Raw genomic sequence first — 24,457 nt, forward strand, 5'->3', positions numbered from 1 at the left:
CGGTCGCGCCATGGGGACCACGATGAGCGATCCGAACAAGTCCAGGAACCTGCGCACCGCGCTGATCCTGCTGTCGATCGCCCTCGTGTTCTTCCTCGGCGTGATCCTCAACCGCCTGTTGTTCGGAGACGGCTGACATGTCGGAAGCTCCCCGCGAGAACCTGCCCGGGCGCCAGCAGAACTGGCAGATGTTCGGCAAGCTGATCGTCGTCACGCTGGCGATGTTCGGCTTCGGCTTCGCGCTCGTGCCGCTCTACGAGAAGATCTGCGAGGTCACCGGCATCAACCAGCTGACCAAGCGTGACCGCCAGGCCGAGGAATTCGCCCGCAACACGCAGGTGGACACCAGCCGAAAGGTCGTCGTCGAGTTCGACGCCAACGGGCGCGGCGCCTGGCAGTTCCGCCCGGAGACCGGCTCGCTGGAGGTCCACCCCGGCCAGCTGGTCACCGTGGTCTACGACCTGGTCAACACCAAGGACGTCCCCACCACGGGCCAGGCGATTCCCAGCTACGCGCCGATGGTGTCCAGCCAGTACTTCCACAAGCTCGAGTGCTTCTGCTTCGAGCAGCAGGAGCTGGGCGCCGGCGAGACCCGCAAGTTCCCGGTCGTGTTCGTCCTCGACCCCAAGCTGCCGAAGGACGTGAACACGATCACCCTCTCGTACACCTTCTTCGAAGTGGGCGGGAAGGGCGCCACCGCCTCGGTGGCAAGCGGGGGACGAGGCGGATGATGAAGGAGTTGCAGGAAGCCAGTCGCCGCAAGGGCACCTTCCTCGGCACCCTCAAGGCGATCGGTTGGGCCTTCTTTGGAGTTCGCGGCGGAAAGGGCTACGAGCGGGACCTCGCCCAGCTCAATCCGCTGCACGTGATCATCATCGGGCTGCTTCTTGCGGCGCTGTTCGTGGTCACACTGGTGATCATCGTCAATCTGGTCGTGGGCTGACGCACGAGAATACTTAGGGAGAGAGAGAAAAATGGCTTCGGGTGCGCGCGCTCATGCGCCTTACTACTTCGTGCCGGGCCCGTCCAAGTGGCCGCTGGTCGGAGGCATTGCGCTGACCTTCTTCGGGTTCGGCCTGGCGAGCTGGTTCAACGGCGCCTCCTTCGGCCCCTACCTGTTCGCGATCTTCCTCGCCATCCTCGCCTACATGATGGTGGGCTGGTTCTCCCAGGTGGCCCGCGAGTCCGAGGGCGGCCTGTACAGCGACCGGGTCGACGTGTCCTTCCGCTGGTCGATGAGCTGGTTCATCTTCTCGGAGGTGATGTTCTTCGCGGCCTTCTTCGGTGCGCTCTTCTACGCGCGCTCGATCACGATGCCGTGGCTCGGCGACCTGGACCACCGCAGCATCCTGTGGCCCGACTTCCAGGCCGTGTGGCCGCATGCCGGCCCGGCCGGCGTGGTCGAGCCCTTCCAGACCATTGGCCCGTGGCCGATCCCGACCATCAACACCTTGCTGCTGCTCACGTCCGGTGTCACGCTGACCATCGCGCACCACGCGATCAAGGACAACAAGCGTGGCCCGCTGACCTTCTGGCTGTTCCTGACGGTGCTGCTCGGCGTGATCTTCCTGGGTTTCCAGGCCTACGAGTACATGCATGCGTACAAGGACCTGAACCTGCGTCTCGACTCCGGCATCTTCGGTTCGACCTTCTTCATGCTCACCGGCTTCCACGGGTTTCACGTGACGGTTGGCGCGATCATGCTGTCGGTGGTGCTGTTCCGCGTGCTGAAGGGGCACTTCGACTCGGAGAACCACTTCGCCTTCGAGGCGGCAGCCTGGTACTGGCACTTCGTCGACGTCGTCTGGCTGGGCCTGTACGTCGTCGTCTACTGGCTGTAAGAAAGAACCGCGCCGGCCCGGTGCGCACGCATCCGGGGACGGCGGGGGAAATGAAGAGGGGCCGCGCGACGCGCGGCCCCTTCGGCTTGATGGCCCGGCCCGGCGGGCGCCGCGCGCCCCGGTGCGCGGCCTCGAGGGGGGCGCCGTTTCAGCGCGGCACGTTCCGGGTGATCGGCACTCCGGTGCTCTCGATCCAGCCCATCCGGTTGGCGAACAGGATCAGCAGGAACAGCGCGATCGAGAATCCCACCCGAAACCCGAGCGCGCGCGCGGTATTGCGGGTTCGGCCGCGGTCACGGATCAGGAAGAACATCGCCGAGGCGAGGCTTCCGATGATCAGGATGAATGCAACGACGATGATCCACTTCAAGGGATTCTCCGGCGGGGCGGCGCAAGGAGGCGAGGCCCGGATTGTAGTGCGCCGGTCCGGCCGGTGCGCATGGTGAGGAAAATCGTTCGCCGCGTCGTGCCGACCGTGGCGGCCATTGCGGTGGTTGCGCTCACCCTGTCGCTGGGCAACTGGCAGACGCGGCGCGCGCAGGAGAAGCAGCTACTGCAGCAGCAGCGGGAGGCGGCCGACCGGTCTGCGCCGGCCCGGGTGCCGCCGGTGCTGCTGGCGGACGCCGACGTGCAGGCGCTGGAAGGAAGGCGGGCCAGCGTGACCGGCGAGCTGCTGGCCGATCGGAGCGTCTACATCGACAACCGGACCCACGGGGGCATTGCCGGCTTCCACCTGGTCACTCCGATTAAAATAGCAGGTTCGGGTGGACAGGGGGCGCGGCCGGTGCACGTGCTGGTCCTGCGCGGCTGGATTGCGCGCGATCCGCACGAGCGGACGCGCCTGCCGGTCGCGCCGGCTCCTGCGGGGCCGGTCACGGTGACCGGCATCGCGCAGCGCGAACTGGCCCAGGCGCTGGAACTCGCGGCTTCGGCGCCGCCGGGGCCCGAGCAGCGAATCTGGCAGAACCTGACCGTGGCGGGCTACCGCCGCTGGTCGGGGCTGGATCTGCAGCCCATGCTGATCAGGCAGACCGAGCCGGCGCGCGGTCCCGAGGGGGACTTCGACGACGGCCTGGTGAGGGACTGGCCTCGACCTGGCCTCGATGTCGACAAGCATCGGGGTTACGCCTTCCAGTGGTATGCGCTGGCGGCCGCGACCGCCGCGCTGTGGATCTGGTTCGTCGTGTGGCGGCCGCTGAGGCGACGCGCCGGAGCGGCGGGCCGCGGAAACTGAATCGAGAATGAGCGCTTCCATCGTGTCCGACAGCCTCTCGCCGGAAGAACTCCGGCAGCGCACCCGCCGCGGGCGGCTGAAGATGCTGGCCATCCTGCTGGTCTGCGCGGCGCCGGTCATCGCGTCGTACTTCACCTACTACGTGATCCGGCCCGAGGGGCGGACCAATTACGGCACGCTGCTCCAGCCGCTGCCGGACGTGACCGGGCTCGCCGGCGCGGGCCTCGATGGCGCGCCCACCGGGCTGAAGCAGCTGGGCGGCAAGTGGCTGCTGGTCACCGGCGCCGGATCCCGCTGCGACGCAGCCTGCGAGCACAGGCTCTACCTGCTCAGGCAGCTGCGGCTCACCACAGGCAAGGATCGCGACCGGGTCGAACGGGCCTGGATCGTGGGGCCGGGCACCGCAGTGCCGGCTCGCCTGCTGGCCGAACACGAGGGCCTGGTGGTGATCCGCGCCCGGGCCGGGGCGATGGCCGCCGCCGGCTTCCCGTCCGAGGGCGGCGACGCGCCCGAGTCGCACGTCTGGATCGTGGATCCGCTGGGCAACCTGGTGATGCGCTACCCGGTCGACCCCGATCCGAGCCGGATGAAGAAGGACCTTCTCAAACTGCTGAAAGCCTCGAGGATCGGCTGACATGTCGCAGAGTTTCCCGTCTCCGGCGCCGATCCCCAGTCGCTCGCCGCTCTGGTTCCGCAGGCTGATCGGCTTCACGGTCATCCTCACCCTGTGCCTGATCATGCTGGGCGCCTACGTGCGGCTCACGGACGCCGGCCTGGGCTGTCCCGACTGGCCCGGCTGCTACGGCGAGCTGTTTCCCACCCAGGCCAAGGAGCAGATCGCGCAGGCGGTCGCCGAGCAGGGCGGCGAGCACGGTCCGGTATCCATGGGCAAGGCCTGGCGCGAGATGGTCCACCGCTACATCGCGAAGATCCTCGGGCTGCTGATCATCGCGATCGCGATCGTCGCCTGGCGCGAGCGCGAACGACTCGGACAGTCCCCGGCCCTGCCGATCTGGCTGGTCGGCGTGGTGATCCTGCAGGGGCTGTTCGGGATGTGGACGGTCACCCTGCTGCTCAAGCCGGCGATCGTGACCGGCCACCTGCTGGGCGGGCTGATCACCTTCTCGCTGCTGCTCTGGCTCTGGCTCAGGCAGTTGCCGCAACCGCGCTACGTCGACGCGGAACCGGTCGCGGCGCTTTCGGGTCCGGCCCTGCTCGGGCTGGTGGCGGCGGCCGTGCAGATCTTCCTCGGTGGCTGGACCAGCACCAACTACGCGGCGCTGGCCTGCACCGACCTGCCCACCTGCCAGGGCGCCTGGTGGCCCGAGGCGAACTTCGCCGACGCCTTCCACATCTTCCGGGAACTGGGCAAGACCGGCGACGGCGAGAACCTGCCGATGCAGGCGCTCACCGCGATCCACCTGATGCACCGTATCGGCGCGGTCGTGGTGCTGGGGGTGGTAGGCTGGCTGGGCCTGCGGGTGATGCGCACCGAGGGCCTGCAGGGCCTCGGTGCGGCGATCCTCGCGGTCCTGGCCGTGCAGTGGGCGCTGGGCCTGTCCAACGTGTACTGGAGCCTGCCGCTGCCGGTGGCCGTGGCGCACAACGGCGGTGCCGCGCTGCTGCTGGCGCTGCTCGTGGTGCTAAACTTCCGCGCTCGCCGCGCACGTCTTCAGATCTGAGCGCATGCAAGCTACCCGCCTCGATTCCCCTGCCCCGGGCTGGCGTCATGTCGCTGCCCAGTACCTCGCGCTGACCAAGCCGAGGATCGTCATGCTGGCCGCGTTCTGCGCGCTCATCGGCATGCTGCTCGCGTCCGACGGCTGGGTGCCGCCGATCACCATGCTGGCCGGACTCGCCGGCATTTCGCTGCTCGCGGCGGCCGGCTTCGCCTTCAACTGCCTGATCGAACGGGGCATCGATTCGCGGATGGCCCGCACCCGCGCGCGCCCGCTCGCGCGCGGCGAGCTCGGCGCCACCGGCACGATCGTGTTCGCCGGCCTGCTGGCCGGCGTGGGCGCGGGGCTGCTGTATGCCTTCGTGAACCCGCTCACGATGTGGCTCACGCTGGCCACCTTCGTGGGCTACGCGGTGGTCTACACCGTGCTGCTCAAGCCGGCCACGCCGCAGAACATCGTCATCGGCGGAGCCAGCGGCGCGATGCCGCCGGTGCTCGGCTGGGCCGCGGTGGCCAACGAGGTCACGGCCCAGGCGCTGGTGCTCTTCCTGATCATCTTCGTCTGGACGCCGCCGCACTTCTGGGCGCTGGCGCTCTATCGGGTCGAGGACTATCGCCGCTCCGGCCTGCCCATGCTGCCGGTCACGCACGGACCCGAGTTCACGCGGCTGAGCGTCTTCCTGTACACCTTGCTGCTGGTGGCCACCTCGCTGCTGCCTTTCCTGATCCGCATGAGCGGCTGGCTCTACCTGGCCTGCGCGCTGGCGCTCGGCGGCGTCTTCGTCGGCTACGCCTGGCGGCTGTGGCGCAACTATTCCGATGCGCTGGCCCGGCGGACCTTCGGCTACTCGATCTTCTACCTGGCCGCGCTGTTCGGCGCGCTGCTGGTGGATCACTACACCCGCTGAGCACGACGTGCGCACGACGAACCGCCTCGCATCGACGCTCCGGACCGCCTCGGCGGTTCACGCCGCCCCGCGGCGCGGCCTGCTCCGCGCGGCGGGCGCGCTGTCGGTCGCGGCGATGCTAGGCGTCGGCCTGGCGGCCTGCGATCGGGGCGGGCCGAAGTTCCACAACACCGATGTCACCGGTTCGGGCATCGCGAAAGACGGGTTCACGCTCACCGATCACACCGGTGCCACGCGCACGCTGGCCGACTATCGCGGCAAGGTCGTCGTGGTGTTCTTCGGTTTCACGCACTGCCCGGACGTCTGCCCGACCACGATGGTCGAGACCGCCGAGGCGATGAAGCTGCTCGGGGCCAGGGCCGACAAGGTGCAGGTGCTGTTCGTGACCGTGGACCCGGAGCGCGACACGCCCGAGCTGCTGGCCAAGTACGTGCCGGCCTTCGATTCGCGCTTCGTGGGCCTGTGGGGCGATCCCGAGCGCATCGCCCGCGTGGCGAAGGACTTCAAGGTCTTCTACCAGAAGGGCCAGCAGTCCTCGACCGGGTCGTACTCGATCGACCACACGGCCGGCAGCTACATCTTCGACGAGGAAGGCCGGCTGCGCCTGTTCACCCGTTACGGCGTGGGCGCGCAGGCGCTGGCCGACGACATCGGCCAGCTCCTGGCCGACTAGGGCCGCGCGCGCTTCGGCGGGCGCCCGGCCGACGATCAGTCGCCGATCCGCCCCCGTTGCAGCACGGCCGCCAGCGCCGCGGCGAGCACGATCATGGCGCCGCCGGCCAGCGTGCGGGGTTCGAGCGGTTCGCCACCCAGCCACACCGACGACAGCGCCGCGAACACGATCTCCGAGAGCATGACCAGCGCGGTGACCGAGGCGGGCAACCGCGCGGCCGCGTGCTGAAGGGCCACGTTGCCGGCCAGCAGCGCCAGGGCCAGCGCTGCTGCGCCGGCGATCCAGGCCGGCGCTGGCGCGGGCACGGCGGCGATCGCGCCCGAGGATGCCAGCAGGGCGGCCAGCGGCAGCGCCACCGCGCCGCCGCCCACGAACAGCGCCAGCGTTCGCGCCTCGTCGGAGGCGGCCGCGTTCCTGCGCAGCAGCACGTTGACCGTCGCGAAGGCCACCCCGCCCGAGAGTCCCAGCCAGTCGGCCAGGCCCGATGGCAGGGGCAGGCCCATGCCCGGCTGGTACAGCACGATCGCCGCGCCGGCCAGCGCCAGCACGATCCGCCCGAGGATCGCGGCGGTGATCCGCTCGCCCAGCAGCCAGCGGGCCAGCAGCGCGGCCCAGACCGGCATCAGGTAGAACAGCAGGACGACCCGGACCACCTCGCCGATCATCACCCCCCAGCTGAAGGCCACGTTGGTGACGCCGGAGGCGAGCACCAGCCAGGCCAGCCCGGGCCGCGCGGCCAGCGCGCGCCAGGCCCCCGGGCGCCACAGCGTGATCAGCAGCGTGGCGAACGCGAAGGCGAAGCCCGTCGCCCAGAGGCTGTGCAGCCCGAGCGCGTTCAGTTGCCGGAAGGGCCACCAGGAAACGCCCCAGATGAAGGCGTTGAAGACGAGCAGAGCGACCGGCAAAAGAAATGCCGCCTCGGGTTTCCCGTTGGCGGCCAAGAGGAGGAGGAAAGGGGGTCGAGAAACGGGGGCGCCGAAGCGCCACCCGGATCCCTTAGACGTACGAGGCGAGCTGGCCTTTCATCTTCTGAAGGGCCTTGGCCTCGATCTGGCGGATCCGCTCGGCCGACACGCCGAACTCGGCCGCCAGTTCGTGCAGGGTCAGCGTGCCGCCTTCGGCCTCGTCGCGCAGCCAGCGGGTCTCGATGATGCGCCGGCTTCGCGGGTCGAGCGCCTCGAGCGCGCGGGCCAGGCCTTCGCCCTGGAGCCGGTCGCGCTGGCGCGCCTCGATCACCTGGGTCGGATCGGCCTGCGGCGCGGCCAGCCAGGCGCCCGGCGAGTACTGCTCCTCGCCGTCGTCGGTCTGCGCCTCGAGCGCCAGGTCCTTGCCCGACAGCCGGGTCTCCATCTCGACGACGTCCTTCTCGCGGACATTCAGCTCGCGCGCGATCGCGTCGACCTCGCCGGCGCTCAGCGTGCCCGAGCCGGTCTTCATCGAGCGAAGGTTGAAGAACAGCTTGCGCTGGGCCTTGGTGGTGGCCACCTTCACCATGCGCCAGTTCTTCAGGATGTACTCGTGGATCTCGGCCTTGATCCAGTGCAGCGCGAAAGACACCAGCCGGACGCCGCGCTCGGGATCGAAGCGCTTGACGGCCTTCATCAGGCCGATGTTGCCTTCCTGGATCAGGTCGGCATGGGGAAGGCCATAGCCCAGGTACTGGCGGGCCACCGACACGACCAGGCGCAGGTGCGACAGCACCAGTTCGCGGGCCGCGTCCAGATCCTGGCGCTCGCGGAAATTGCGGGCGAGCTCGCTCTCGCGCTCGGCCGTCAGCATGGGCAGGCGGTTGACCGCCGAAATGTACGCATCCAGGTTTCCGACGGCAGGCACCGCCAGCGTGAGGCTGGAAGCTGCGGCAGGCACGATTGCGGTCGAAGTTCGCTTGGACATTGGCGTATCTTTCTCCTGTCGCCCGGGGTGCTGCCGATCGCAAATGACCGATCGGTCAGTTTCGGGCTTTTCATTAGATTAGCACTCTCCGGGCGAGAGTGCCAGATTCGGGGGGGCAGTCGATGCTCAAGCTCTACACCTACTTCCGCAGCTCGGCCGCGTTCCGGGTCAGGATCGCGCTGAACCTCAAGGGCCTGCCCTGGGAGCCGGAGGTGATCTGGCTGCCGGAGGGGGAGCATCGCGGGGATCCTTACATCGGCGTCAATCCGCAGGCCCTGGTGCCGACGCTGGTCGACGGCACGCTGCGGCTCAACCAGTCGCTGGCGATCATCGAGTACCTCGACGAGACCAGGCCGGGCCCGCGCCTGCTGCCGGCGGATCCGGCCGGGCGGGCACGCGTCCGCTCGCTGTCGATGCTGGTGGCGGCCGAGATCCATCCGCTGAACAACCTGAGGGTGCTGAAGTACCTGAAGCGCGAGCTCGGGCAGGACGAGGCGCAGATCGGCGTCTGGTACCGGCACTGGTGCGACGAGGGGCTGGCCGCCTTCGAGCGCCAGCTCGAGGACGGCGGCGCCGGCCGCCATTGCCACGGTGATGCGGTCACGATGGCCGACGTCTGCCTGGTGCCGCAGATCTTCAATGCGAGACGTTACGAGACCCGGGTGGAGCGCTACCCCCGCACGATGAAGATCTTCGACGAGTGCATGCGCCTCGAGGCCTTCAGGCGGGCCGAACCCTCGGCGCAGCCCGAGGCCGCCCGGGCCGGCTGATCTCCGGCGACGAACCGGGCGCGATCACGCAGTCCCGGCCTCGCTCCTTGGCCAGGTAGACGCCCTCGTCGGCAATCGCCAGCAGCTCGTCGAAGCGCAGATCGCCGCGCTGCACCGCCAGCCCGATGCTCACCGAGAGGCGCAAGGAGCGCTGGTCGATGCTCAGCGCCAGCCGGGACAGCATCGCGCGAATGCGCTCGGCGGCCCTCGTCGCGTCGTCCTCGTCGTCGACCGGCACGATCGCGCAGAACTCTTCGCCTCCGTAGCGGGCCAGCAGCGAGTCGGCGCGCATCGCCTTGCGCATCGCCTGGGCGGCCCGTCGCAGGACCAGGTCGCCGACCCGGTGGCCGTGCTCGTCGTTGATCCGCTTGAAGTGGTCCAGGTCGAGCATCATCACCGCGCTGCGCTGTCCTTGCGCCCTCAGGCGGGCCAGCATTCGCGGCGCTTCCTCCAGCAGGTAGCGGCGGCTGTGCACGCCGGTCAGTTCGTCGGTCTGGGCGCGATCCAGCAGCCGGCGCGCCATCCGCTCGTTCAGCATGCCCAGCACGGCCAGCGCAGTGAGCAGCGGCGACAGCGCCCAGACCAGCGCGGCGGACCCGTGCAGCGGCGAGCCGGTGTACACGCCCAGCGGCGACGCGTGCGGGCTCGCTGCCACGATCGTGGCGACGCGCGCCAGCGTCAGCAGGCCGAGCAAGGCGTACAGCGCGGCGAAGGCGTTCCTGAAGCCTGCGCCCGTCCGGCCGCGGGCGCGCCACGCGTGGAAGGCCGCGAGGCCGTTGAGGGCGGCGTGCACGCTGGCGGCCACCACGAAGGGTGCCGGCGAGGGCAGGAAGGCCGAGGCGGCCAGGTAGGCCGGCACCGAGGCACTGAGCACTGCCGGAATCAGCCAGTCCGGCTGCCGGCCCCCGAACAGGCGCAGGCTCGCCTGCAGCAGCAGCGCGGCCTGGCCCAGCGCGAACAGGCCCGCCAAGGGAACCGGACCGCCCGCGTCCCGGCTCTCCAGCCAGAGGATGCCCGCCGACGCGGCGCCCATTGCCATCGACCAGCCGAACAGCCGGGTGGCGCCCCGCTCCTCGCCGCGGGTCGCGCGCGATCCGAGCACGATGAACGCGGCCAGCAGGCCGGCGACGGCACCGGTGAAGAACAGCGTGGGAAGGGCAAGACTCAGGGAGCCTGTCATGCTGGGCAAGCGGGGCGGATACGCATCGCGCGGGACGCGGGCTGGGCGGTCACTGCGAGGCTAGGGGGGGCTTGATCCGGGGGCAGTCGGCCGGGAACCGGCGGTCGTTGCGGCCGACGAAAGGCCGGGAGGCCGTGAAGGGGTTCACGGGCGCCGGTCCACCAGGGGGGAGGGCGGGCGCCGGCAAGCCTTCGGGCCGCCGTTCGTCGGCCCGGGGCGCCCTTCGGGGTCCCGCGGGCCGCCGCCCGTCAGTCGAGCAGGGCGGAGGCGAACTCGTCGGCCGAGAAGCCTTGCAGGTCGTCGATGCCTTCGCCCACGCCGATGAAGCAGACCGGAATCGGTCGGTCGCGCCGGGTGTAGGCCAGCGCGGCCAGGGTGCCGCCCTTCGCGGTCCCATCGAGCTTGGTGACCACCAGGCCGGTGGCGCCGATCGCGTCGTCGAAGGCGCGCACCTGGGCGAGCATGTTCTGGCCGGTGTTGCCGTCCAGGACGATCATGACTTCGTGCGGCGCACCGGGCATCGCCTTGCCGATCACCCGGTGGATCTTCTTCAGCTCGTCCATCAGGTGCAGCTGGGTGGGCAGGCGCCCCGCGGTGTCGATCATCACCACGCCCATGCCCCGCGCGCGGCCGGCATTCACCGCGTCGAAGGCCACGGCGGCCGCGTCGCCGCCCTGCTGCGAGATGACCTGGACGCCGTTGCGCGAGCCCCACTCGACCAGCTGCTCGCGCGCGGCCGCGCGGAAGGTGTCGCCGGCCGCCAGCAGCACCGACTTGCCCTCGCGCTGAAGGTGGCGCGCCAGCTTGCCGATCGAGGTCGTCTTCCCGGCGCCGTTCACCCCCGCGATCATCATCACCAGCGGCTGGGCCGCGTCGATGTCGATCGGGCGTTCGAGTGGCCGCAGCAGGTCGGCGAGCAGGGCCCGCAGGGCCTTGCGCACGCCCTCGGCGTCCTCGATCCGCTCGCGGCGCACCTTCTGGCGCAGCGACTCGAGCAGGTATTGCGTGGTCTCGACGCCTGCATCGCTCATCAGCAGCGCGGTCTCGAGCTCCTCATAGAGCGCCTCGTCGATCTTCGCGCCGGAGAACAGTCCTGCCAGGTTGCCGCGGGTCTTCGAGAGACCCTGCTTGAGCCGGGCCATCCAGGAGGCGCGGGCCGGAGCGGGCTGCGGCTCGGCGGCGGGCGCAGGCGCCGCGGAAGATTCCTGGGCTGCCGCAGGTTCGGGAGCCGCGGCAGCCTCGGGCGCGACGACAGGTTCGGGCGTGACGACAGGTTCGGGCGTGACGACAGGTTCGGGCGTGACGACAGGTTCGGGCGCGACGACAGGTTCGGGCGCGACCGTCTCCGGCCGCTCGACGGCCGACGGGCGATCCTCCGGTGTCTCGGGGACCCCGGGAGGCGGGACGGGTCTTTTTCGACGAAGGAATCCGAACATGGCTACACTCAGCGCCCCGGATTCTACCTGTGGACACGATGCCCCATCGGATCGCTCGCCCGCTCGTCGCTGCGGCGATGCTGGCCCTGTCTCCCCCGCTGGCGGCCCGCGAGCCGGCGCCGCCGGCCGTGGCGGCGCCCGCTGCCGCTTCCGCCGAGTCCGTCGCCGCCACCTTCGAGCGCACGCTGCCCAACGGGATGAAGGTGCTGGTCCGCGAGGACCGCCGCGCGCCGACCGTGGTTCACCTGGTGCTGTACCGGATCGGTGCGGTCGACGAGATCAACGGCCTGACCGGCATCTCGCACGTGCTCGAGCACATGATGTTCAAGGGCACGAAGACGCTCGCGGTGGGCGAGTTCTCCCGCCGGGTGGCCGAGCGCGGCGGCCGCGAGAATGCCTTCACCTCGCGCGACTACACCGGCTACTTCCAGCAGATCCACCGCGCCCATCTCGCCGAGATGATGACGCTGGAAGCCGACCGGATGGCCAACCTGGTCGTCGACGACCAGGAGTTCGCCAACGAGATCAAGGTGGTCATGGAGGAACGGCGCTGGCGCACCGAGGACCGGGCCCCGTCGCTGGTCTACGAGCAGCTGATGGCCACCGCCTTCACCGCCTCGCCCTACCGCCGGCCGGTGGTGGGCTGGATGAGCGACCTGGAGTCGATGACCGCGGCCGACGTCCGCGACTGGTATCGCCGCTGGTACACGCCATCCAACGCGATCCTGGTCGTCGCGGGCGACGTGTCCGCCGACGAGGTCTGGAAGCTCGCCCAGGAGACCTACGGCCGCATCGCGGCGTCCCCGCTGCCCGAGCGCAAGCCGCAACGCGAGCCCGCGCAGCGGGGCGTGCGCCGGGTGGCGGTGAAGGCGCCTGCGGAGAACCCCTACCTGATGATGGGCTTCAAGGTGCCGCGGCTGGAAGACGTCGAGCGGGACACCGAGCCCTACGCGCTGGAGATGCTCGCGGCGGTGCTGGACGCCGACGAGAACGGCAGGCTCACCCGCAACCTGGTGCGCGGGTCCCGGGTCGCCAATCAGGTGGGCGCGGGCTACGACATGACCGGCCGCGGGCCGGCGCTGTTCGTGCTCGACGGCACGCCCTCGGAAGGGCAGGACACCGCGGCGCTCGAGAAGGCCTTGCGGGCCGAGATCGGGCGCATCGCCGAAGAGGGCGTGCGCGAGGACGAGTTGCAGCGCATCCGCGCGCAATACGTGGCCGGCCAGATCTACAAGCGCGACTCGGTGATGGCCCAGGCCATGGAGATCGGCGGGCTCGAGGTCTCCGGCTACTCGCACCGCGACGCCGACCGTATCCTCGCGCGCATTCGCGCGGTGACGGCCGGCGACATCCAGGCGGTCGCGCGCAAGTACTTCGACGAGGATTCGCTCACCGTGGTCACGCTGCTGCCCCAGCCGATCGACCCGAACGCGCAGCGCCGGCCGCCGCCGGCCACGCGGCACTGAGGCGGGAGGCCACGATGCAGACGTTCCGCTCCATGCAGCCGGCTCGACTGTCGCCCGGGCCCTGGCGCCTGATCCGCCTGGCCGCGCTCGCGCTCGCCTTCGTGGCGGGCGCCGCGCAGGCCGAGCTGCCCATCCAGCACTGGACGACCTCCTCGGGCGCGCGCGTCTATTTCGTGCGGGCCGACGCCATCCCCATGCTCGACGTGAGCGTCGAGTTCGACGCGGGCTCGCGCTTCGATCCCGCCGACAAGGCCGGGCTCGCCTCCTTCGCCAACGCGATGCTGGCCCGCGGCACCGAGGCCGCCAACGGCGACGCGGCGCTCGACGAGGCCGAGATCGCCGAGCGCTTCGCGCGGATCGGCGCCCAGCGCGGCGGCGGGGCCGGCGACGACCGCGCCGGCCTGACCCTGCGCACGCTGACCAGCCAGCCCGAGCTCGACGAGGCGGTCTCGCTGCTCGCACGCATCCTGGCCGCGCCGAGCTTCCCGCAGGAGGTGCTCGAGCGCGAGAAGCTGCGCTGGATCCAGGCGACCCGCGAGGCGCAGACCAGGCCCGAGACGATCGCTCGGCGCGCCTTCGGCGAGCTGGCCTACGGCGCGCACCCCTACGGGCGCGAGGCAACCGACCTCACGCTGGCCGCGATCGGTCGCGACGACCTGGTGCGCTTCTACCGCGAGCGGTACGACGCCGCCCATGCGGTGGTCGCGATGATCGGCGCGATCGACCGCGCGAAGGCCGAGGCGATCGCCGAGCGGGTCACCCGCAACCTGCCGGCCGGCGCCGCGCGGCCGGCGCTGCCCAAGGTCGAGCCGCTGGTCCGCGCCGTGGAGCGGCGGATCGCGCATCCTGCCTCGCAGAGCCACATCCTGATCGGCGCCCCGGCGATCGAGCGCGGCCATCCCGACTTTTTTCCGCTGCTCGTGGGCAACTACGTGCTCGGCGGCGGCGGCTTCGTCTCGCGGCTGTACAACGAGGTGCGCGAGAAGCGCGGCCTGGCCTACAGCGTGTACGCCTACTTCTCGCCGCAACTGCAGCCCGGGCCCTTCACCATCGGGCTGCAGACGCAGAAGGCGCAGACCGCCGATGCGCTGAAGGTGGTGCGCGAGACGCTCGAGCGTTTCGTGCGCGAAGGTCCCACCGAGGAGGAGCTCGCCGCGGCGAAGTCCAACCTGGTCGGCGGCTTCGCGCTGCGGATCGACTCCAACCGCAAGATCCTCGACAACCTGGCGATGATCGGCTTCTACCGGCTCCCGCTCGATTACCTGGATCGCTGGACCGACCGGGTGTCCGAGGTCACGCTCGAGCAGGTGCGCGAGGCCTTCGCGCGGCACGTGAAGCCCGATGCGCTGGCAACCGTCGTGGTCGGCGACGGTGAACCGGCGGCGCGCTGAGCCGGGTGGCCGCCCGCCCGCCAGCCCGGTGGCCGGCGGGCGCATCGCGGGCGCCCGGCAGGCCGGTGCGGCCGCGCCGCACCGGGTGCGGATCGTGGGCGGTGCCTGGAAGCGCACGCCGCTGCGGGTGCCGGACCTGCCCGGCCTGCGGCCCACGCCCGACCGGGTGCGCGAGACGCTGTTCAACTGGCTGGGCCAGACGCTCGACGGGCTGCGCTGCCTCGACGCCTTCGCCGGCAGCGGCGCGCTGGGCCTGGAGGCCGCGTCGCGCGGGGCCGCCCGCGTGCTGATGATCGAGCGCGACCGCACCGCGCTGGCGGCGATCCGCGACACCGTCGGCAGGCTCGGCGCCGCGGATCGCGTGGAGCTGGCCGGTGGAGACGCCTTCGTGGAATTCGCGCGCCGCGCGGCTGCCGGCGAGCGCTTCGACCTGGTGTTCCTCGATCCGCCCTTCGGCACCGGGCTCGCCGAGAAGGCGCTGGCCGGGCTGGCGCCGCTGCTCGCGCCCGGCGCGCGGGTGTATGTGGAAAGCGAGGCGTCGGTCGCACCGCCCCCCGGATTCGAACGGATCCGCGCCGGCCGCGCGGGGCAAGTCCATTATCATCTGTTCGTGATGGCGAACGAGGCCGCTCCGGCCGTTGGCCTGGCCGGCGCGGGCGCCGGCGAACAGGGAGTGAACGAATGACCAGGGCGATCTATCCGGGCACCTTCGATCCGCTGACCCGCGGGCACGAGGACATCGTGCACCGCGCCTCGAAGCTGTTCGGCTCGGTCGTCGTCGCGGTCGCCGACAGCCGCGGCAAGCGGCCGATCTTCACGCTCGAGGAGCGGATCGCGATCGCCCGCGAGGTGCTGGCGCCCTACCGGAACGTCGAAGTGCTGGGTTTCTCGGGCCTGCTGGTGAATCTCGTGCGCGCGCAGCGGGCCGACGTCGTCGTGCGCGGGCTGCGCGCTGTCACCGACTTCGAGTACGAGTTCCAGCTGGCCGGCATGAACCGCCAGCTGATGCCCGAAATCGAGACCATCTTCATGACCCCGACCGACCAGTACCAGTTCATCTCGGGCACGCTGGTGCGCGAGATCGCGCTGATGGGCGGCGACGTCGGCAAGTTCGTGCCGCCCCAGGTCGAGGCGTCGCTGCGCAAGAAGCTGGTGCAGCTCGGCGCGAAGGTCCCTGGCGACGAGGCCGCGTCCTGAGGCGCTGCCAGGGCGAGCCCGCGCTGCGCGCCCCCCTGCAAAGGAGATCCACGAGATGGCGCTGATGATCACCGACGAGTGCATCAACTGCGACGTCTGCGAGCCGGAGTGCCCGAACGGCGCGATCTACATGGGTCCGGAGATCTACCAGATCGACCCGGACAAGTGCACCGAGTGCGTCGGCCACCACGACGAGCCGCAGTGCGTGCAGGTCTGCCCGGTGTCATGCATCCCCAGGGACCCGTCCCGCCCCGAGACCCACGCGCAGCTGTTCGCGAAGTACCTGAGGCTGCAGGATGCGGACAGCGAGATCGACGGTCCGTCAGCCAAGGCGTGACTGCCTCCGCTCCAGGATCGTCCAGGCCGTTCGAAGCCACCGACGGTGGCGGACAGGCGGAGCGTGAGACGGGGCCCATGCAGTCGCGCGTCTCCGACCGGCTGCGTCGCCTGATCCGATCGGGCGCGATCCGGCCGGGCGAGAGGCTGCTCGAGGTCCGTGTCGCCCAGGCGTTCGGCGTCAGCCGCTCGCCAGCCCGCGCCGCGCTGGCGATGTTGTTGCGAGAGGGCCTGCTTCGCAAGGTCGATGGACGCGGCTTCGTCGTCGCAGGAAGTTCTCCGCTCGCCGCGGATCATCCGCAGGGCTTCGCGAGCCTGCCTGGCGATTTCCCGATCGAACCGGCGCCCCGCTGGGAGCGCATTCTCGTGGAAGTCGAGCAGGCCCTGAGCTCGCATGCGCTGTTCGGCGCGGTCCGGATCACGGAGGAGCGACTGGCCGCCTGCTTCGGCGTGAGCCGGACCGTGGCGCGTGACGTGCTGGTGCGAATGCAGGCGATCGGATTGCTGGACAAGGACCGCCTGGGTCGCTGGGTCGCCGAGCGACTCACCCCTGAACGCATTCGCGACCTCTACGAGATCCGCTGGCTTCTCGAGCCGCAGGCGCTGTGCCATTCGGCGCCCGGAATCGGAGCAGGCCGGCTGCGGCAGATGCGCGCGGCGCTCGTCGCGACGCTTGCGAACATGCCGTCGGCCGACAGCCCTCTGCTCGATCGTCTCGAGCACGAACTTCATGTCGAGCTGCTCGCCGGATGCCGGAATCGCGAGATGCTGCGTGCGCTCGAAGCCACGCGCGTCCTGCTGGTCTCCAATCGCTATGTCTTCGACCTGTTCCTGGGCATTCCGGTCGAGGTGATCGCGGGCTCGTTGCGCGAGCATCTGGAAGTGCTCGACGCCTTGCTCGCCGGCGATGCGCGCCGGGCCGCTATGGCGCTTGAGGCGCATCTGAGGGCCTCGTGCGGCCACTGGCTCGAGCGTCTCGAACGCGTTCGCCCCTTGTCGCACCCGCCATTCCCGCCCTATCTCAGCGCGCTCGCCGATCGCTGAGCGCCCGCACGCCGGTGACGCCCGGACGCCCGGACGCCACGCGGTGGCGCGACCCGGCCTGCGGCGCCTCCCCGAAACCTGGATTTCCGGACTTGACCGGATGGGGCCGGTCTGTGTACCGTTAAAATGTACGTTGTACACAATAAACAAAGAACCAGGAAACGCCGGTCCGGGAAGGGTCGAGCCCAGTCGACGCACGCAGGCGCCGCGCAGGGATCGATGCGTCCGGATTCAGGGAGGCCCCGCCTTGAGTGCGATCGTTCGTGTCGAAGTCCATGAGTTCGAGTACGCGGTGCAGAACCTGCACCGTGACGGGCTCGCGCAGACGATCACCTACCGCGAAGGTTCGCGGCTGCCGGTCTCGAAGTACGCGGTGTCGATCCACACCGACGACGGCGGTCGCGGCGACTACGTCACCCACTGGGTGGCGAGCAAGTCCTCCCTCGGGCAGACGCTGATGCTTGCGCCGCGTCTGGTCGGCAAGGATGCGCGCGAGCGGGTGGCGATCTACGAAGATCTGAAGCGCGAGATCCGGCAGTACGACCACATGGGCCACGGCGCGCTGGACATCGCACTGTGGGACTGGGCCGGTCGGCGCTACGGTGCGTCGATCTCGGAGCTGCTGGGGGGCTATCGCAAGCGCCTGCCCGCCTACGCGAGCACCTACCACGGCGACCGGGCAGGGGGCCTGTCGAGCAAGGAGGCGTTCGCCGACTTCGCCGGGCAATGCCATGCACTCGGGTACCGCGCGTTCAAGATCCATGGCTGGAACGACGGCAACGCGCGCGAGGAAGCGGCCAACGTCGCGCACGTCGCGCGGGCGGTCGGCGACCGGATGACACTGATGCTCGACCCCGCCTGCGAGCTGCGGACCTTCGCCGACGCGCTCCACGTCGGCCGAGCCTGCGACGATGCGGGCTTCTTCTGGTACGAGGATCCGTTCCGCGACGGCGGCACGTCGGCTTTCGCGCACCGCAAGCTGCGGGAGATGATCCGCACGCCGATCCTGCAGACCGAGCATGTGCGTGGCGTCGAGCCGAAGGCCGACTTCGTGCTGGCCGGCGGCACGGACCTGCTGCGCGTGGATCCGGAGTACGACATGGGCATCACCGGCTCGCTGAAGATCGCGCATCTGGCCGAGGCGCTCGGCCTGGACTGCGAAATCCACGCCAGCGGGCCGGCACATCGTCACCTGATGGCCGCGATGCGCAACACGAACTTCTACGAAGTGGCGCTGGTCGGACCCAAGTGTCCGAACCTGATCCCGCCGGTCTACGCCTGCGGCTACACTGACCAGCTCGACTGCATCGACGCCGACGGCACGGTGCCGGTGCCCGAGGGCCCGGGCCTTGGCGTCGACTACGACTGGGACTGGATCGCGCGCCACCGGACAGCCCTTCACACATTCCAATGAGCGCCCCGGGGCACGGAGAACGTGCCCCGGGTCGAGCGGAAATCCCCGCGGCGTCCGCCGCACAGACACGACAGATCCACAGGAGGAGTCATGCGCCGTCTGATCATCTCGACCCTGGTCGCCTTTGCGACCGTCCACTCGGCCGCCCAGGCCGCCACCACGCTGCGTTTCGGCCATGCCAACAGCGCCGGCGAGATCGCCACCGACCTGTTCCAGGAGTTCGCGGACAAGGTGAAGGAGCGGACCAAGGGTGAGGTCAACATCCGGATCTTCCCCGCCGAGCAGCTCGGCAAGGAAGGCGATCTGCTCCTGCAGGTGAAGTCCGGCGCCCTGGACATCTCGGCGCCGTCCATGCCGGCGCTGTCGTCGCTGGTCCCGGCGCTCGAGATCGCGAGCGGCCCCTTCATGTGGAAGGACTGGGACGAGGCCGAAGCCATCATCCGCGGCCCGGCCTTCCAGCCGCAGTTCGACGACCTGCGCGACAAGCACAACGTGCTGATGCTGTCGAAGATCTGGTACTGGGGCTGGCGCAACATCACGACCGGGCCGAAGGCGGTCGGCACGCCGGATGACCTGGCCGGCCTGAAGATCCGCGTGCCCGAATCGCCGGTGTGGGTCGAGATGATTCGCGCCATGGGCGCCGCCCCGACGCCGATCCCCTTCGGTGAGGTCTACACCGCCCTGCAGCAGAAGACGGTCGACGGCCAGGAGAACCCGATCCCGACGATCTTCGCGCGCAAGTTCTACGAAGTGCAGGGGCACCTGTCGATGACGCGCCACATGTTGCAGAACAACACGATCATCGTGAACAAGCGCTCGTTCGAGAAGCTCTCGCCCGAGCACCAGAAGGTCCTCCTCGAGGAAGCTGCCGCGGCCTCGGCGAAGAACTCGAAGCTGCAGCAGGAGCGCGAGCGGTCGATGCTGGAGGACATCCGCAAGAGCGGCAAGACCGCGATCGTCGACAACCCGGATCGCGACGCATTCGCGGCGAAGATGGGCCCCGCCTATGAACGGCTCGAAGCGCGCTGGGGTGCGGACAACCTGAAGCGCGCCCGCGAGGCGATTGCCGCCCGTCGCAAGAACTGACCATGAGACAGCTCCTCGTCCGGATCGACGACGCGCTGGTGGCCGTCGAGAACCTGTTCCTGATCGTCGCCCACGCCGCGATCGCTGTCCTGGTGATCGCGGGGGTCGCGTTGCGCTACGTGTTCAACGACCCGCTCACCTGGGGCGAGGAGCTGATCATCGGATTGTTCACCTGGATGGTCTTCGTCGCGGCTGCCTCCGCGCTGCGCGCGCACATGCACATCCGGATCGACGCGATGGCGCCGCTGTGGCGGCGCCCCGCCTTGCGCTGGATGAACCTGGCGACCGTGATCGTGGGCCTGGCGATCCTCGGCGTCATGACCTGGGCCAGTCTCGAGCAGCTGGCGCAGGAGTGGGTGGTCGAGCTGCCGATGCTCGGCGTCTCGAAGGCCTGGTTCCTGGCGGCGATGCCCGTCGGCATGGTGCTCGCGGCCGTGCACGTGCTGAGGCTGTGGGTCGAGCAGGGCGCCGCAGGTGTCTTCCGTGGCGAGGTCGAGTCGCTCACCGAGGGGGGCGAGGCATGATTCTGCTGCTTGCGTCCTTCGCCGTCCTGCTCCTGGCGGGGCTGCCCATCGCGATCGCGATGATGGGGTCGTCCCTGCTGGTGATCCTCATCGAAGGCATACCGCTTTCGGTCGTGGCCCAGCGCGTGATCACCGGGGTGCAGTCGTTCCCCTTGCTTGCGATCCCGCTGTTCACGCTGGCCGGCACGCTGATGAACGAGTCCGGCATCAGCGAGCGGCTGTTCGCCTTCACCCGGGCCTTCGTCGGCCACATACGCGGCGGCCTGGCCCAGACGGCGGTGGTCGGCAACATCTTCCTGTCGGGCATCTCGGGCTCCTCGGTCGCCGATTGCGCAGCCACCTCGCGGGTCTTCGTGCCGCAACTCGCGCGCGCGGGGTACAGCCAGGGATTCGCGGCGGCGCTGTGCGCGGCCTGCGCGACGCTCGGGCCGATCATCCCTCCGTCCATCCTGATGGTCATCTATGCCTGGCAGGCGAACATCTCGCTCGGCGACCTCTTCTGGGCCGGCGTGATACCGGGCCTCGTCATGGCGGCCGGCATGCTGGCCGTCACCGGGTGGATCGCGTCGCGGCGCAACTACCCGAAGGACGACGGCTTCTCGCTCGACCGGCTCTGGAGCGGTTTCAAGGGGGCGCTGTGGGCGCTGCTGATGCCGGTGCTGATCCTGGTCGGATTCCGGATGGGCGTGTTCACCGCGACCGAGATCGCCGGCGTGGCCGCAGCGTATTCGCTGCTGGTCGGGATGTTCGTCTACCGCACGGTCAAGCTCTCGCAGCTGCCGCGGATCCTGCTGGTCACGGCCCGGGAGACCGCGGTCATCCTGCTGATCGTCGCCGGTGCGGCGCCCTTCAGCTGGATCCTGGGAATCGAGCAGGCGCCGCAGATGATCGCCCAGGCCCTGCAGGCGGCCACGGACAGTCCCTGGGTCGTGCTGCTCCTGCTCAACGCCGTCTTGCTGCTGCTCGGCTGCTTCATGGAAACGATCGCGATCATGATCATCCTGGTCCCGATCCTGATCCCTGTGCTGACCCACTTCGGCATCGACCTGACGCACTTCGGCATCGTGCTGCTGATCAACCTCACGATCGGCCAGCTCACGCCCCCGATCGGTGTCCTGCTCTTCGTCTCCAGCTCGGTCACGAAGGTCCGGCTCGGCGAGGTGATCCGGGAAGTCTGGCCCTACGTGGGAATCCTGATCGCGGCCTTGCTGGTGCTGACCTACGTGCCTGCGCTGTCGCTCTGGCTGCCCGGCGCCATGAAGAACTGAGCGGCGGTCACGGAATCGTCATGGGCCGGCGCGACGATTCGGCTTTTCCGGGGATGCCCGACATGGACCTGATCATCTGGCGCCACGCCGATGCCGGCGACCCGGTCGCCGATCCGTCCGCCGACCTCGACCGGCGGCTGACCGATCGCGGCCGCAAGCAGGCCGACCGTGTGGCGCGCTGGCTGCTCGCGCGGTTGCCCGAGCGCTACCTGTTGCTGTCCAGCCCGGCGGCCCGCGCGCGCGAAACCGCGGCCGCGCTGGGCGTGAAGTTCAAGACCGAGCCGGGCCTGGCCCCCGGCGCCGACGTCGCCGATCACCTGGCCGTGCTGAACTGGCCCGAGGGTCCCGAGGCGCGCGTGCGGCACCTGGTCCTGGTCGGCCACCAGCCGCAGCTCGGCCGGCTGGCCAGCTTGCTGCTGTCGGGCAGCGAGGCCGACTGGAGCGTCAAGAAGGGCTCGATCTGGTGGCTGTCCACCCGCGAGCGCGAGGGCAGGGCACAGATCGTGCTGCGGGCGGTGATCGGGCCGGACCTCGTCTGAACGACCGGGCGCGGTTCATCGTAGCGTCACCGATCCGTCACCGCGCTGCAATGCGGCCGGGTCAGGCTGTCTCCGCGATCCTCGACGGAGAAGGCCCTTGTCAGCACGATTCGAACGACTGGAAGGACGCGGCCGCGTCCGCGCCGACCTGATTGCCGGCGGGCCGGCCGGCCGCCTCGGCCGCCACGCCGCGTCGCCGGTCCCTGCGGGGCCGCTGGCATCGGCGGGTACGCTGGAGGTGCGGCTCGCCCGCGACGACGCCGAGATCGAGCGCGCGATGCGCCTGCGCTGGCAGGTCTTCGCCGGCGAGCTGGGCGCCGCGCTGGGCTCGCCGGCGGGCGTCGATCGGGACGTCTTCGACCCGTACTGCGAGCACTTGGTCGTCATCGACCGGAACGGCGGCGACGTGATCGGCACCTATCGGCTGCTCATGCCGGGCGCCGCGCGCCGGATCGGCTGCCTGTACAGCGACGGCGAGTTCTGGCTGACCCGGCTCGACGCCTTGCGCCCGAAAATGGTGGAGCTGGGCCGCAGCTGCGTGCGCGCCGATCACCGCTCGGGCGGCGTGATGATGCTGCTGTGGTCGGGGCTGGGCGCGCTGCTCGCCCGCTCGGAGATCCGCTACCTGATCGGCTGCGTGAGCGTTCCGATGGCCGACGGCGGCGGCTTCGCCGCGAACCTCTATCGCGAGCTCGCCGCAAGCCACCTGGCCGACGATACCCTGCGTGTGTGGCCGCGCGAGCGCCTCGAGGTCGAGCGGCACCCGCACGTGGCCGGAGCGGTCGCGCCGCCGCTGGTCAAGGGCTACCTGCGCGCGGGCGCCTGCCTGCTGGGCGAACCCCACGTCGACGCCCAGTTCAACTGCGCGGACTTCCCGATGATGCTGGACCTGACCGGGCTGAAGGCGCGCTACCAGCGGCGCTTCGTCGGGCAGGCGCGCAAGGCCGCCACGGTCGGGAAGGCGCCGCGCGAGTCGCCCGGCCGCGGCCTGCCTCAGATCGTCTGGTAGGCGAACTGCTCGAACACCCTGGCCTCGTTCCAAAGCGCAGCCTCGCCGGCCAGGCTGGCGTGCCCCAGCGGCTGCCGGTCGGCCCAGGCGCGGGGCATCTCGAGGCGCAGCGAGCGGCGCTTGAAGAACAGCGCGGGTGTCGGCAGATCCTCGTCCTCGCGGCTTCGGTGCAGGATGCGCGCGACGCGCAGCGCCACGACCATCAGCCAGCTCAGGTCGTCGTCGATGCGCCCGCGCAGCTTGCGCAGCCCGCCCACCTGGGCCAGCGCGAGCAGCGCAAGCGTGTTCTGTTCCGGGCGCGAAAAGCCCGGCATGTCCGCCCAGGTCAGAATGTAGGCCGAGTGCTTGTGGAAGCTCTCGTGCGAGATGCTCATCCCGCTTTCGGCCAGCAGCGCCGCCCACTCGAGCAGCTTGCGGCGCGCCTGCAGTTCCTCCTGCGAGCTTCGCGCGCCCTGGTCGAACAGCGCCAGCGCGGTGTCGCGCACGCGACCGGCCTGGCGGGCGTCGATGCCGTGCCGCGAGATCATCTGGGCGACCGTGGTGGTGCGCAGGTCGGCGCCGTCGCTGCGGCGGACCAGATCGTGCAGCACGCCGTGGCGCAGCGCGCCGCCGCAGTAGTCGAGCGAGTCGATGCCGAACTCGTCGAAGGCCGCCGTCATCACCGCGAGCCCGCCGGCCAGCACCGGCCGACGGTCCGGCTTCAGGCCCTGCAGGGAGAGCCGGTCGGCATGGCCGGCCACGACCAGCGCGGCGCGGATGCGGGACAGCGCGTCGCGGTCGAGCAGCGGCAGGCCGAACTCCGAGCGGGCGATCTGGACCAGCGCCTTGGCCGTTCCCGAGGTGCCCACCGCGTAGTCCCAGCCGCGCGCCACGAAGGGGTGGGAGAGCTCCTCGAACCGGGCGCGGGCGGCCGCGTAGGCGCGGCCGAAGCGTTCTTCGGTGACCTCGCCATCGGCGAAGAAGCGGCGGGTCAGCGCCACGCAGCCCGCACCGGCCGAGTCCAGCACCCGGGGCTCGAAATCGGCGCCCACGATGCATTCGGTGGAGCCTCCGCCGATATCGATCACCAGCCGCTGCCGGCCATCGCGCGGCAGCGCGTGCGCCGCGCCCAGGTAGATCAGTCGGGCCTCTTCGTGGCCCGAGATCACCTCGATCGGAAAGCCCAGCGCGGCCTCGGCCGTGGCCAGGAAGTGGCCGGCGTTGCCGGCGACCCGCAGGGTATTGGTGGCGACCGCGCGCACGGTCTGCGGCGCGAAGGAGCGCAATCGCTCGCCGAAGCGGGCCAGCGCCTCGACCCCGCGGGTCTGCGATTCCGCATCGAGCATGCCGTCGTCGCGCAGACCGGCAGCGAGCCTGACCGTGCGCTTGAGGTTGTCCAGCGGTTCGATGACGTGGCCGTCTGCGCCGGGCGCGACTCGGCCGATCATCAGCCTGAAGCTGTTCGACCCGAGGTCGACCGCGGCGAGCAGTTGTTGTTCCGGCATGCGAAATCTTGTGGCATCTTCGACTCTACGTCGACAGTATGGCAAATCCGTGTCACCCCGCAGGTCCGTCATCGAACCGTCACGAA

The 24,457-nt window shown here is 70.1% G+C and carries 28 protein-coding genes and 1 pseudogene; 23 read left to right on the plus strand and 6 right to left on the minus strand.

From position 1 onward, the window contains the following. Positions 1-22 precede the first annotated feature (22 nt). From FHP08_RS18565 to FHP08_RS11555, 4 genes are read left to right on the plus strand one after another with little or no spacing between them, the layout of a single operon-like run. Positions 23-136: a cytochrome oxidase small assembly protein gene (locus FHP08_RS18565; RefSeq protein WP_222707875.1), complete on the plus strand. Its 114-nt coding sequence runs from the start codon at positions 23-25 to the stop codon at positions 134-136. Position 137: 1 nt separating this feature from the next. After that, on the plus strand, positions 138-731 hold the full coding sequence (locus FHP08_RS11545; RefSeq protein WP_147704604.1) for a cytochrome c oxidase assembly protein: 594 nt from the start codon (positions 138-140) through the stop codon (positions 729-731). Beyond that, entirely contained in the window at positions 731-943 is a 213-nt protein-coding gene (locus FHP08_RS11550; RefSeq protein ID WP_187272273.1) for a DUF2970 domain-containing protein, read from the plus strand. Before FHP08_RS11545 ends, FHP08_RS11550 begins: the two co-directional genes overlap by 1 nt. Before the next feature lie 31 nt (positions 944-974). Then, positions 975-1,841, plus strand: a complete 867-nt coding sequence (locus tag FHP08_RS11555; RefSeq protein WP_147704606.1) for a cytochrome c oxidase subunit 3 — start codon at positions 975-977, stop codon at positions 1,839-1,841. 148 nt (positions 1,842-1,989) lie between these two features. On the opposite strand, the gene FHP08_RS11560 is transcribed toward FHP08_RS11555, so the two are convergent. Beyond that, on the minus strand, positions 1,990-2,211 hold the full coding sequence (locus tag FHP08_RS11560; protein WP_147704607.1) for a twin transmembrane helix small protein: 222 nt from the start codon (positions 2,209-2,211) through the stop codon (positions 1,990-1,992). Between the two features lie 72 nt (positions 2,212-2,283). On the opposite strand from FHP08_RS11560, the gene FHP08_RS11565 reads away from it, so the two are divergent. The 5 genes from FHP08_RS11565 (at position 2,284) to FHP08_RS11585 (ending at position 6,334) form a co-directional block, all read left to right on the plus strand. Continuing rightward, positions 2,284-3,075, plus strand: a complete 792-nt coding sequence (locus FHP08_RS11565; protein ID WP_187272274.1) for an SURF1 family protein — start codon at positions 2,284-2,286, stop codon at positions 3,073-3,075. A 7-nt stretch (positions 3,076-3,082) separates the two neighbouring features. Further along, positions 3,083-3,709 carry a cytochrome C oxidase subunit I gene (locus tag FHP08_RS18635; protein ID WP_225879113.1) on the plus strand — a complete coding sequence of 209 codons (627 nt, stop codon included), beginning with the start codon at positions 3,083-3,085 and terminating at the stop codon, positions 3,707-3,709. Between the two features lies 1 nt (position 3,710). After that, entirely contained in the window at positions 3,711-4,757 is a 1,047-nt protein-coding gene (locus FHP08_RS11575) for a COX15/CtaA family protein (RefSeq protein ID WP_147704609.1), read from the plus strand. A gap of 4 nt (positions 4,758-4,761) precedes the next feature. Further along, a complete protein-coding gene (cyoE, locus tag FHP08_RS11580) occupies positions 4,762-5,661 on the plus strand; it encodes a heme o synthase (RefSeq protein WP_147704610.1) in 900 nt (299 codons plus the stop codon). A 115-nt stretch (positions 5,662-5,776) separates the two neighbouring features. Beyond that, positions 5,777-6,334, plus strand: a complete 558-nt coding sequence (locus FHP08_RS11585; protein ID WP_147704797.1) for an SCO family protein — start codon at positions 5,777-5,779, stop codon at positions 6,332-6,334. A 35-nt stretch (positions 6,335-6,369) separates the two neighbouring features. Here FHP08_RS11585 and FHP08_RS11590 read toward each other — a convergent pair whose 3' ends face one another. Further along, positions 6,370-7,239: a DMT family transporter gene (locus FHP08_RS11590; protein WP_225879114.1), complete on the minus strand. Its 870-nt coding sequence runs from the start codon at positions 7,237-7,239 to the stop codon at positions 6,370-6,372. Between the two features lie 91 nt (positions 7,240-7,330). Next, positions 7,331-8,227, minus strand: coding sequence for an RNA polymerase sigma factor RpoH (gene rpoH / locus FHP08_RS11595; protein ID WP_147704612.1), 897 nt, complete (start codon positions 8,225-8,227; stop codon positions 7,331-7,333). A gap of 122 nt (positions 8,228-8,349) precedes the next feature. On the opposite strand from rpoH, the gene maiA reads away from it, so the two are divergent. Next, positions 8,350-8,997, plus strand: a complete 648-nt coding sequence (maiA, locus tag FHP08_RS11600; protein ID WP_147704613.1) for a maleylacetoacetate isomerase — start codon at positions 8,350-8,352, stop codon at positions 8,995-8,997. On the opposite strand, the gene FHP08_RS11605 is transcribed toward maiA, so the two are convergent. Next, positions 8,948-10,177, minus strand: a complete 1,230-nt coding sequence (locus FHP08_RS11605; protein WP_147704614.1) for a GGDEF domain-containing protein — start codon at positions 10,175-10,177, stop codon at positions 8,948-8,950. The genes maiA and FHP08_RS11605 overlap by 50 nt on opposite strands. A 248-nt stretch (positions 10,178-10,425) precedes the next feature. Continuing rightward, the gene (gene ftsY / locus FHP08_RS11610) at positions 10,426-11,613 is read right to left on the minus strand and encodes a signal recognition particle-docking protein FtsY (protein ID WP_147704615.1); all 1,188 of its coding nucleotides are present in this window, start codon (positions 11,611-11,613) and stop codon (positions 10,426-10,428) included. A gap of 38 nt (positions 11,614-11,651) precedes the next feature. Here ftsY and FHP08_RS11615 point away from each other — a divergent pair, with 38 nt between their 5' ends. The 13 genes and pseudogenes from FHP08_RS11615 (at position 11,652) to FHP08_RS11670 (ending at position 22,887) form a co-directional block, all read left to right on the plus strand. Beyond that, positions 11,652-13,079 carry a M16 family metallopeptidase gene (locus tag FHP08_RS11615; RefSeq protein WP_225879115.1) on the plus strand — a complete coding sequence of 476 codons (1,428 nt, stop codon included), beginning with the start codon at positions 11,652-11,654 and terminating at the stop codon, positions 13,077-13,079. A 32-nt stretch (positions 13,080-13,111) separates the two neighbouring features. Next, on the plus strand, positions 13,112-14,470 hold the full coding sequence (locus FHP08_RS11620; protein ID WP_147704799.1) for a M16 family metallopeptidase: 1,359 nt from the start codon (positions 13,112-13,114) through the stop codon (positions 14,468-14,470). Then, positions 14,421-15,155, plus strand: coding sequence for a 16S rRNA (guanine(966)-N(2))-methyltransferase RsmD (gene rsmD / locus FHP08_RS11625; protein ID WP_147704616.1), 735 nt, complete (start codon positions 14,421-14,423; stop codon positions 15,153-15,155). Before FHP08_RS11620 ends, rsmD begins: the two co-directional genes overlap by 50 nt. Next, the gene (gene coaD / locus FHP08_RS11630) at positions 15,152-15,667 is read left to right on the plus strand and encodes a pantetheine-phosphate adenylyltransferase (protein WP_147704617.1); all 516 of its coding nucleotides are present in this window, start codon (positions 15,152-15,154) and stop codon (positions 15,665-15,667) included. The genes rsmD and coaD overlap by 4 nt, the downstream gene beginning before the upstream one ends. Before the next feature lie 55 nt (positions 15,668-15,722). After that, the gene (locus FHP08_RS11635) at positions 15,723-16,004 is read left to right on the plus strand and encodes a YfhL family 4Fe-4S dicluster ferredoxin (protein ID WP_147704618.1); all 282 of its coding nucleotides are present in this window, start codon (positions 15,723-15,725) and stop codon (positions 16,002-16,004) included. 77 nt (positions 16,005-16,081) lie between these two features. Next, positions 16,082-16,258: pseudogene (locus FHP08_RS18820) on the plus strand (GntR family transcriptional regulator); the annotation flags it as partial. A 111-nt stretch (positions 16,259-16,369) separates the two neighbouring features. Next, entirely contained in the window at positions 16,370-17,047 is a 678-nt protein-coding gene (locus FHP08_RS11640; protein WP_225879124.1) for a GntR family transcriptional regulator, read from the plus strand. Between the two features lie 247 nt (positions 17,048-17,294). Then, positions 17,295-18,461 (plus strand): enolase C-terminal domain-like protein, encoded by a 1,167-nt coding sequence (locus FHP08_RS11645; protein ID WP_222707876.1) that lies wholly within the window; start codon positions 17,295-17,297, stop codon positions 18,459-18,461. A 90-nt stretch (positions 18,462-18,551) separates the two neighbouring features. After that, positions 18,552-19,547: a TRAP transporter substrate-binding protein gene (locus FHP08_RS11650; RefSeq protein ID WP_147704621.1), complete on the plus strand. Its 996-nt coding sequence runs from the start codon at positions 18,552-18,554 to the stop codon at positions 19,545-19,547. 2 nt (positions 19,548-19,549) lie between these two features. Next, the gene (locus tag FHP08_RS11655) at positions 19,550-20,071 is read left to right on the plus strand and encodes a TRAP transporter small permease (protein ID WP_147704622.1); all 522 of its coding nucleotides are present in this window, start codon (positions 19,550-19,552) and stop codon (positions 20,069-20,071) included. Next, a complete protein-coding gene (locus tag FHP08_RS11660; protein ID WP_147704623.1) occupies positions 20,068-21,339 on the plus strand; it encodes a TRAP transporter large permease in 1,272 nt (423 codons plus the stop codon). Before FHP08_RS11655 ends, FHP08_RS11660 begins: the two co-directional genes overlap by 4 nt. A 62-nt stretch (positions 21,340-21,401) precedes the next feature. Then, positions 21,402-21,878, plus strand: coding sequence for a SixA phosphatase family protein (locus tag FHP08_RS11665; protein WP_147704624.1), 477 nt, complete (start codon positions 21,402-21,404; stop codon positions 21,876-21,878). A 97-nt stretch (positions 21,879-21,975) separates the two neighbouring features. Beyond that, a complete protein-coding gene (locus FHP08_RS11670) occupies positions 21,976-22,887 on the plus strand; it encodes a GNAT family N-acetyltransferase (protein WP_222707877.1) in 912 nt (303 codons plus the stop codon). Here the strand turns inward: FHP08_RS11670 and FHP08_RS11675 are convergent. Beyond that, on the minus strand, positions 22,872-24,371 hold the full coding sequence (locus tag FHP08_RS11675) for a Ppx/GppA phosphatase family protein (RefSeq protein ID WP_147704625.1): 1,500 nt from the start codon (positions 24,369-24,371) through the stop codon (positions 22,872-22,874). The two genes, FHP08_RS11670 and FHP08_RS11675, sit on opposite strands and share 16 nt — an antisense overlap. Positions 24,372-24,457 lie beyond the last annotated feature (86 nt).

Origin of the sequence: Zeimonas arvi (genome assembly GCF_008039575.1) — a bacterium.
GTDB classification, from domain to species: Bacteria; Pseudomonadota; Gammaproteobacteria; order Burkholderiales; family Burkholderiaceae_E; genus Zeimonas; species Zeimonas arvi.

Coding starts and splice junctions, on each gene's coding strand:
- FHP08_RS11605 (WP_147704614.1), bottom strand. CDS start 10,177: ATGACAGGCTCCCTGAGTCTTGCCCTTCCCACGCTGTTCTTCACCGGT.
- rsmD (WP_147704616.1), top strand. CDS start 14,421: ATGCGCTGGCAACCGTCGTGGTCGGCGACGGTGAACCGGCGGCGCGCT.
- FHP08_RS11635 (WP_147704618.1), top strand. CDS start 15,723: ATGGCGCTGATGATCACCGACGAGTGCATCAACTGCGACGTCTGCGAG.
- FHP08_RS11575 (WP_147704609.1), top strand. CDS start 3,711: ATGTCGCAGAGTTTCCCGTCTCCGGCGCCGATCCCCAGTCGCTCGCCG.
- FHP08_RS11665 (WP_147704624.1), top strand. CDS start 21,402: ATGGACCTGATCATCTGGCGCCACGCCGATGCCGGCGACCCGGTCGCC.
- rpoH (WP_147704612.1), bottom strand. CDS start 8,227: ATGTCCAAGCGAACTTCGACCGCAATCGTGCCTGCCGCAGCTTCCAGC.
- FHP08_RS11620 (WP_147704799.1), top strand. CDS start 13,112: ATGCAGCCGGCTCGACTGTCGCCCGGGCCCTGGCGCCTGATCCGCCTG.
- FHP08_RS11650 (WP_147704621.1), top strand. CDS start 18,552: ATGCGCCGTCTGATCATCTCGACCCTGGTCGCCTTTGCGACCGTCCAC.
- FHP08_RS11550 (WP_187272273.1), top strand. CDS start 731: ATGAAGGAGTTGCAGGAAGCCAGTCGCCGCAAGGGCACCTTCCTCGGC.
- FHP08_RS18635 (WP_225879113.1), top strand. CDS start 3,083: ATGAGCGCTTCCATCGTGTCCGACAGCCTCTCGCCGGAAGAACTCCGG.
- maiA (WP_147704613.1), top strand. CDS start 8,350: ATGCTCAAGCTCTACACCTACTTCCGCAGCTCGGCCGCGTTCCGGGTC.
- FHP08_RS11615 (WP_225879115.1), top strand. CDS start 11,652: ATGCCCCATCGGATCGCTCGCCCGCTCGTCGCTGCGGCGATGCTGGCC.
- coaD (WP_147704617.1), top strand. CDS start 15,152: ATGACCAGGGCGATCTATCCGGGCACCTTCGATCCGCTGACCCGCGGG.
- cyoE (WP_147704610.1), top strand. CDS start 4,762: ATGCAAGCTACCCGCCTCGATTCCCCTGCCCCGGGCTGGCGTCATGTC.
- FHP08_RS11555 (WP_147704606.1), top strand. CDS start 975: ATGGCTTCGGGTGCGCGCGCTCATGCGCCTTACTACTTCGTGCCGGGC.
- FHP08_RS18565 (WP_222707875.1), top strand. CDS start 23: ATGAGCGATCCGAACAAGTCCAGGAACCTGCGCACCGCGCTGATCCTG.
- ftsY (WP_147704615.1), bottom strand. CDS start 11,613: ATGTTCGGATTCCTTCGTCGAAAAAGACCCGTCCCGCCTCCCGGGGTC.
- FHP08_RS11545 (WP_147704604.1), top strand. CDS start 138: ATGTCGGAAGCTCCCCGCGAGAACCTGCCCGGGCGCCAGCAGAACTGG.
- FHP08_RS11675 (WP_147704625.1), bottom strand. CDS start 24,371: ATGCCGGAACAACAACTGCTCGCCGCGGTCGACCTCGGGTCGAACAGC.
- FHP08_RS11585 (WP_147704797.1), top strand. CDS start 5,777: ATGCTAGGCGTCGGCCTGGCGGCCTGCGATCGGGGCGGGCCGAAGTTC.
- FHP08_RS11660 (WP_147704623.1), top strand. CDS start 20,068: ATGATTCTGCTGCTTGCGTCCTTCGCCGTCCTGCTCCTGGCGGGGCTG.
- FHP08_RS11655 (WP_147704622.1), top strand. CDS start 19,550: ATGAGACAGCTCCTCGTCCGGATCGACGACGCGCTGGTGGCCGTCGAG.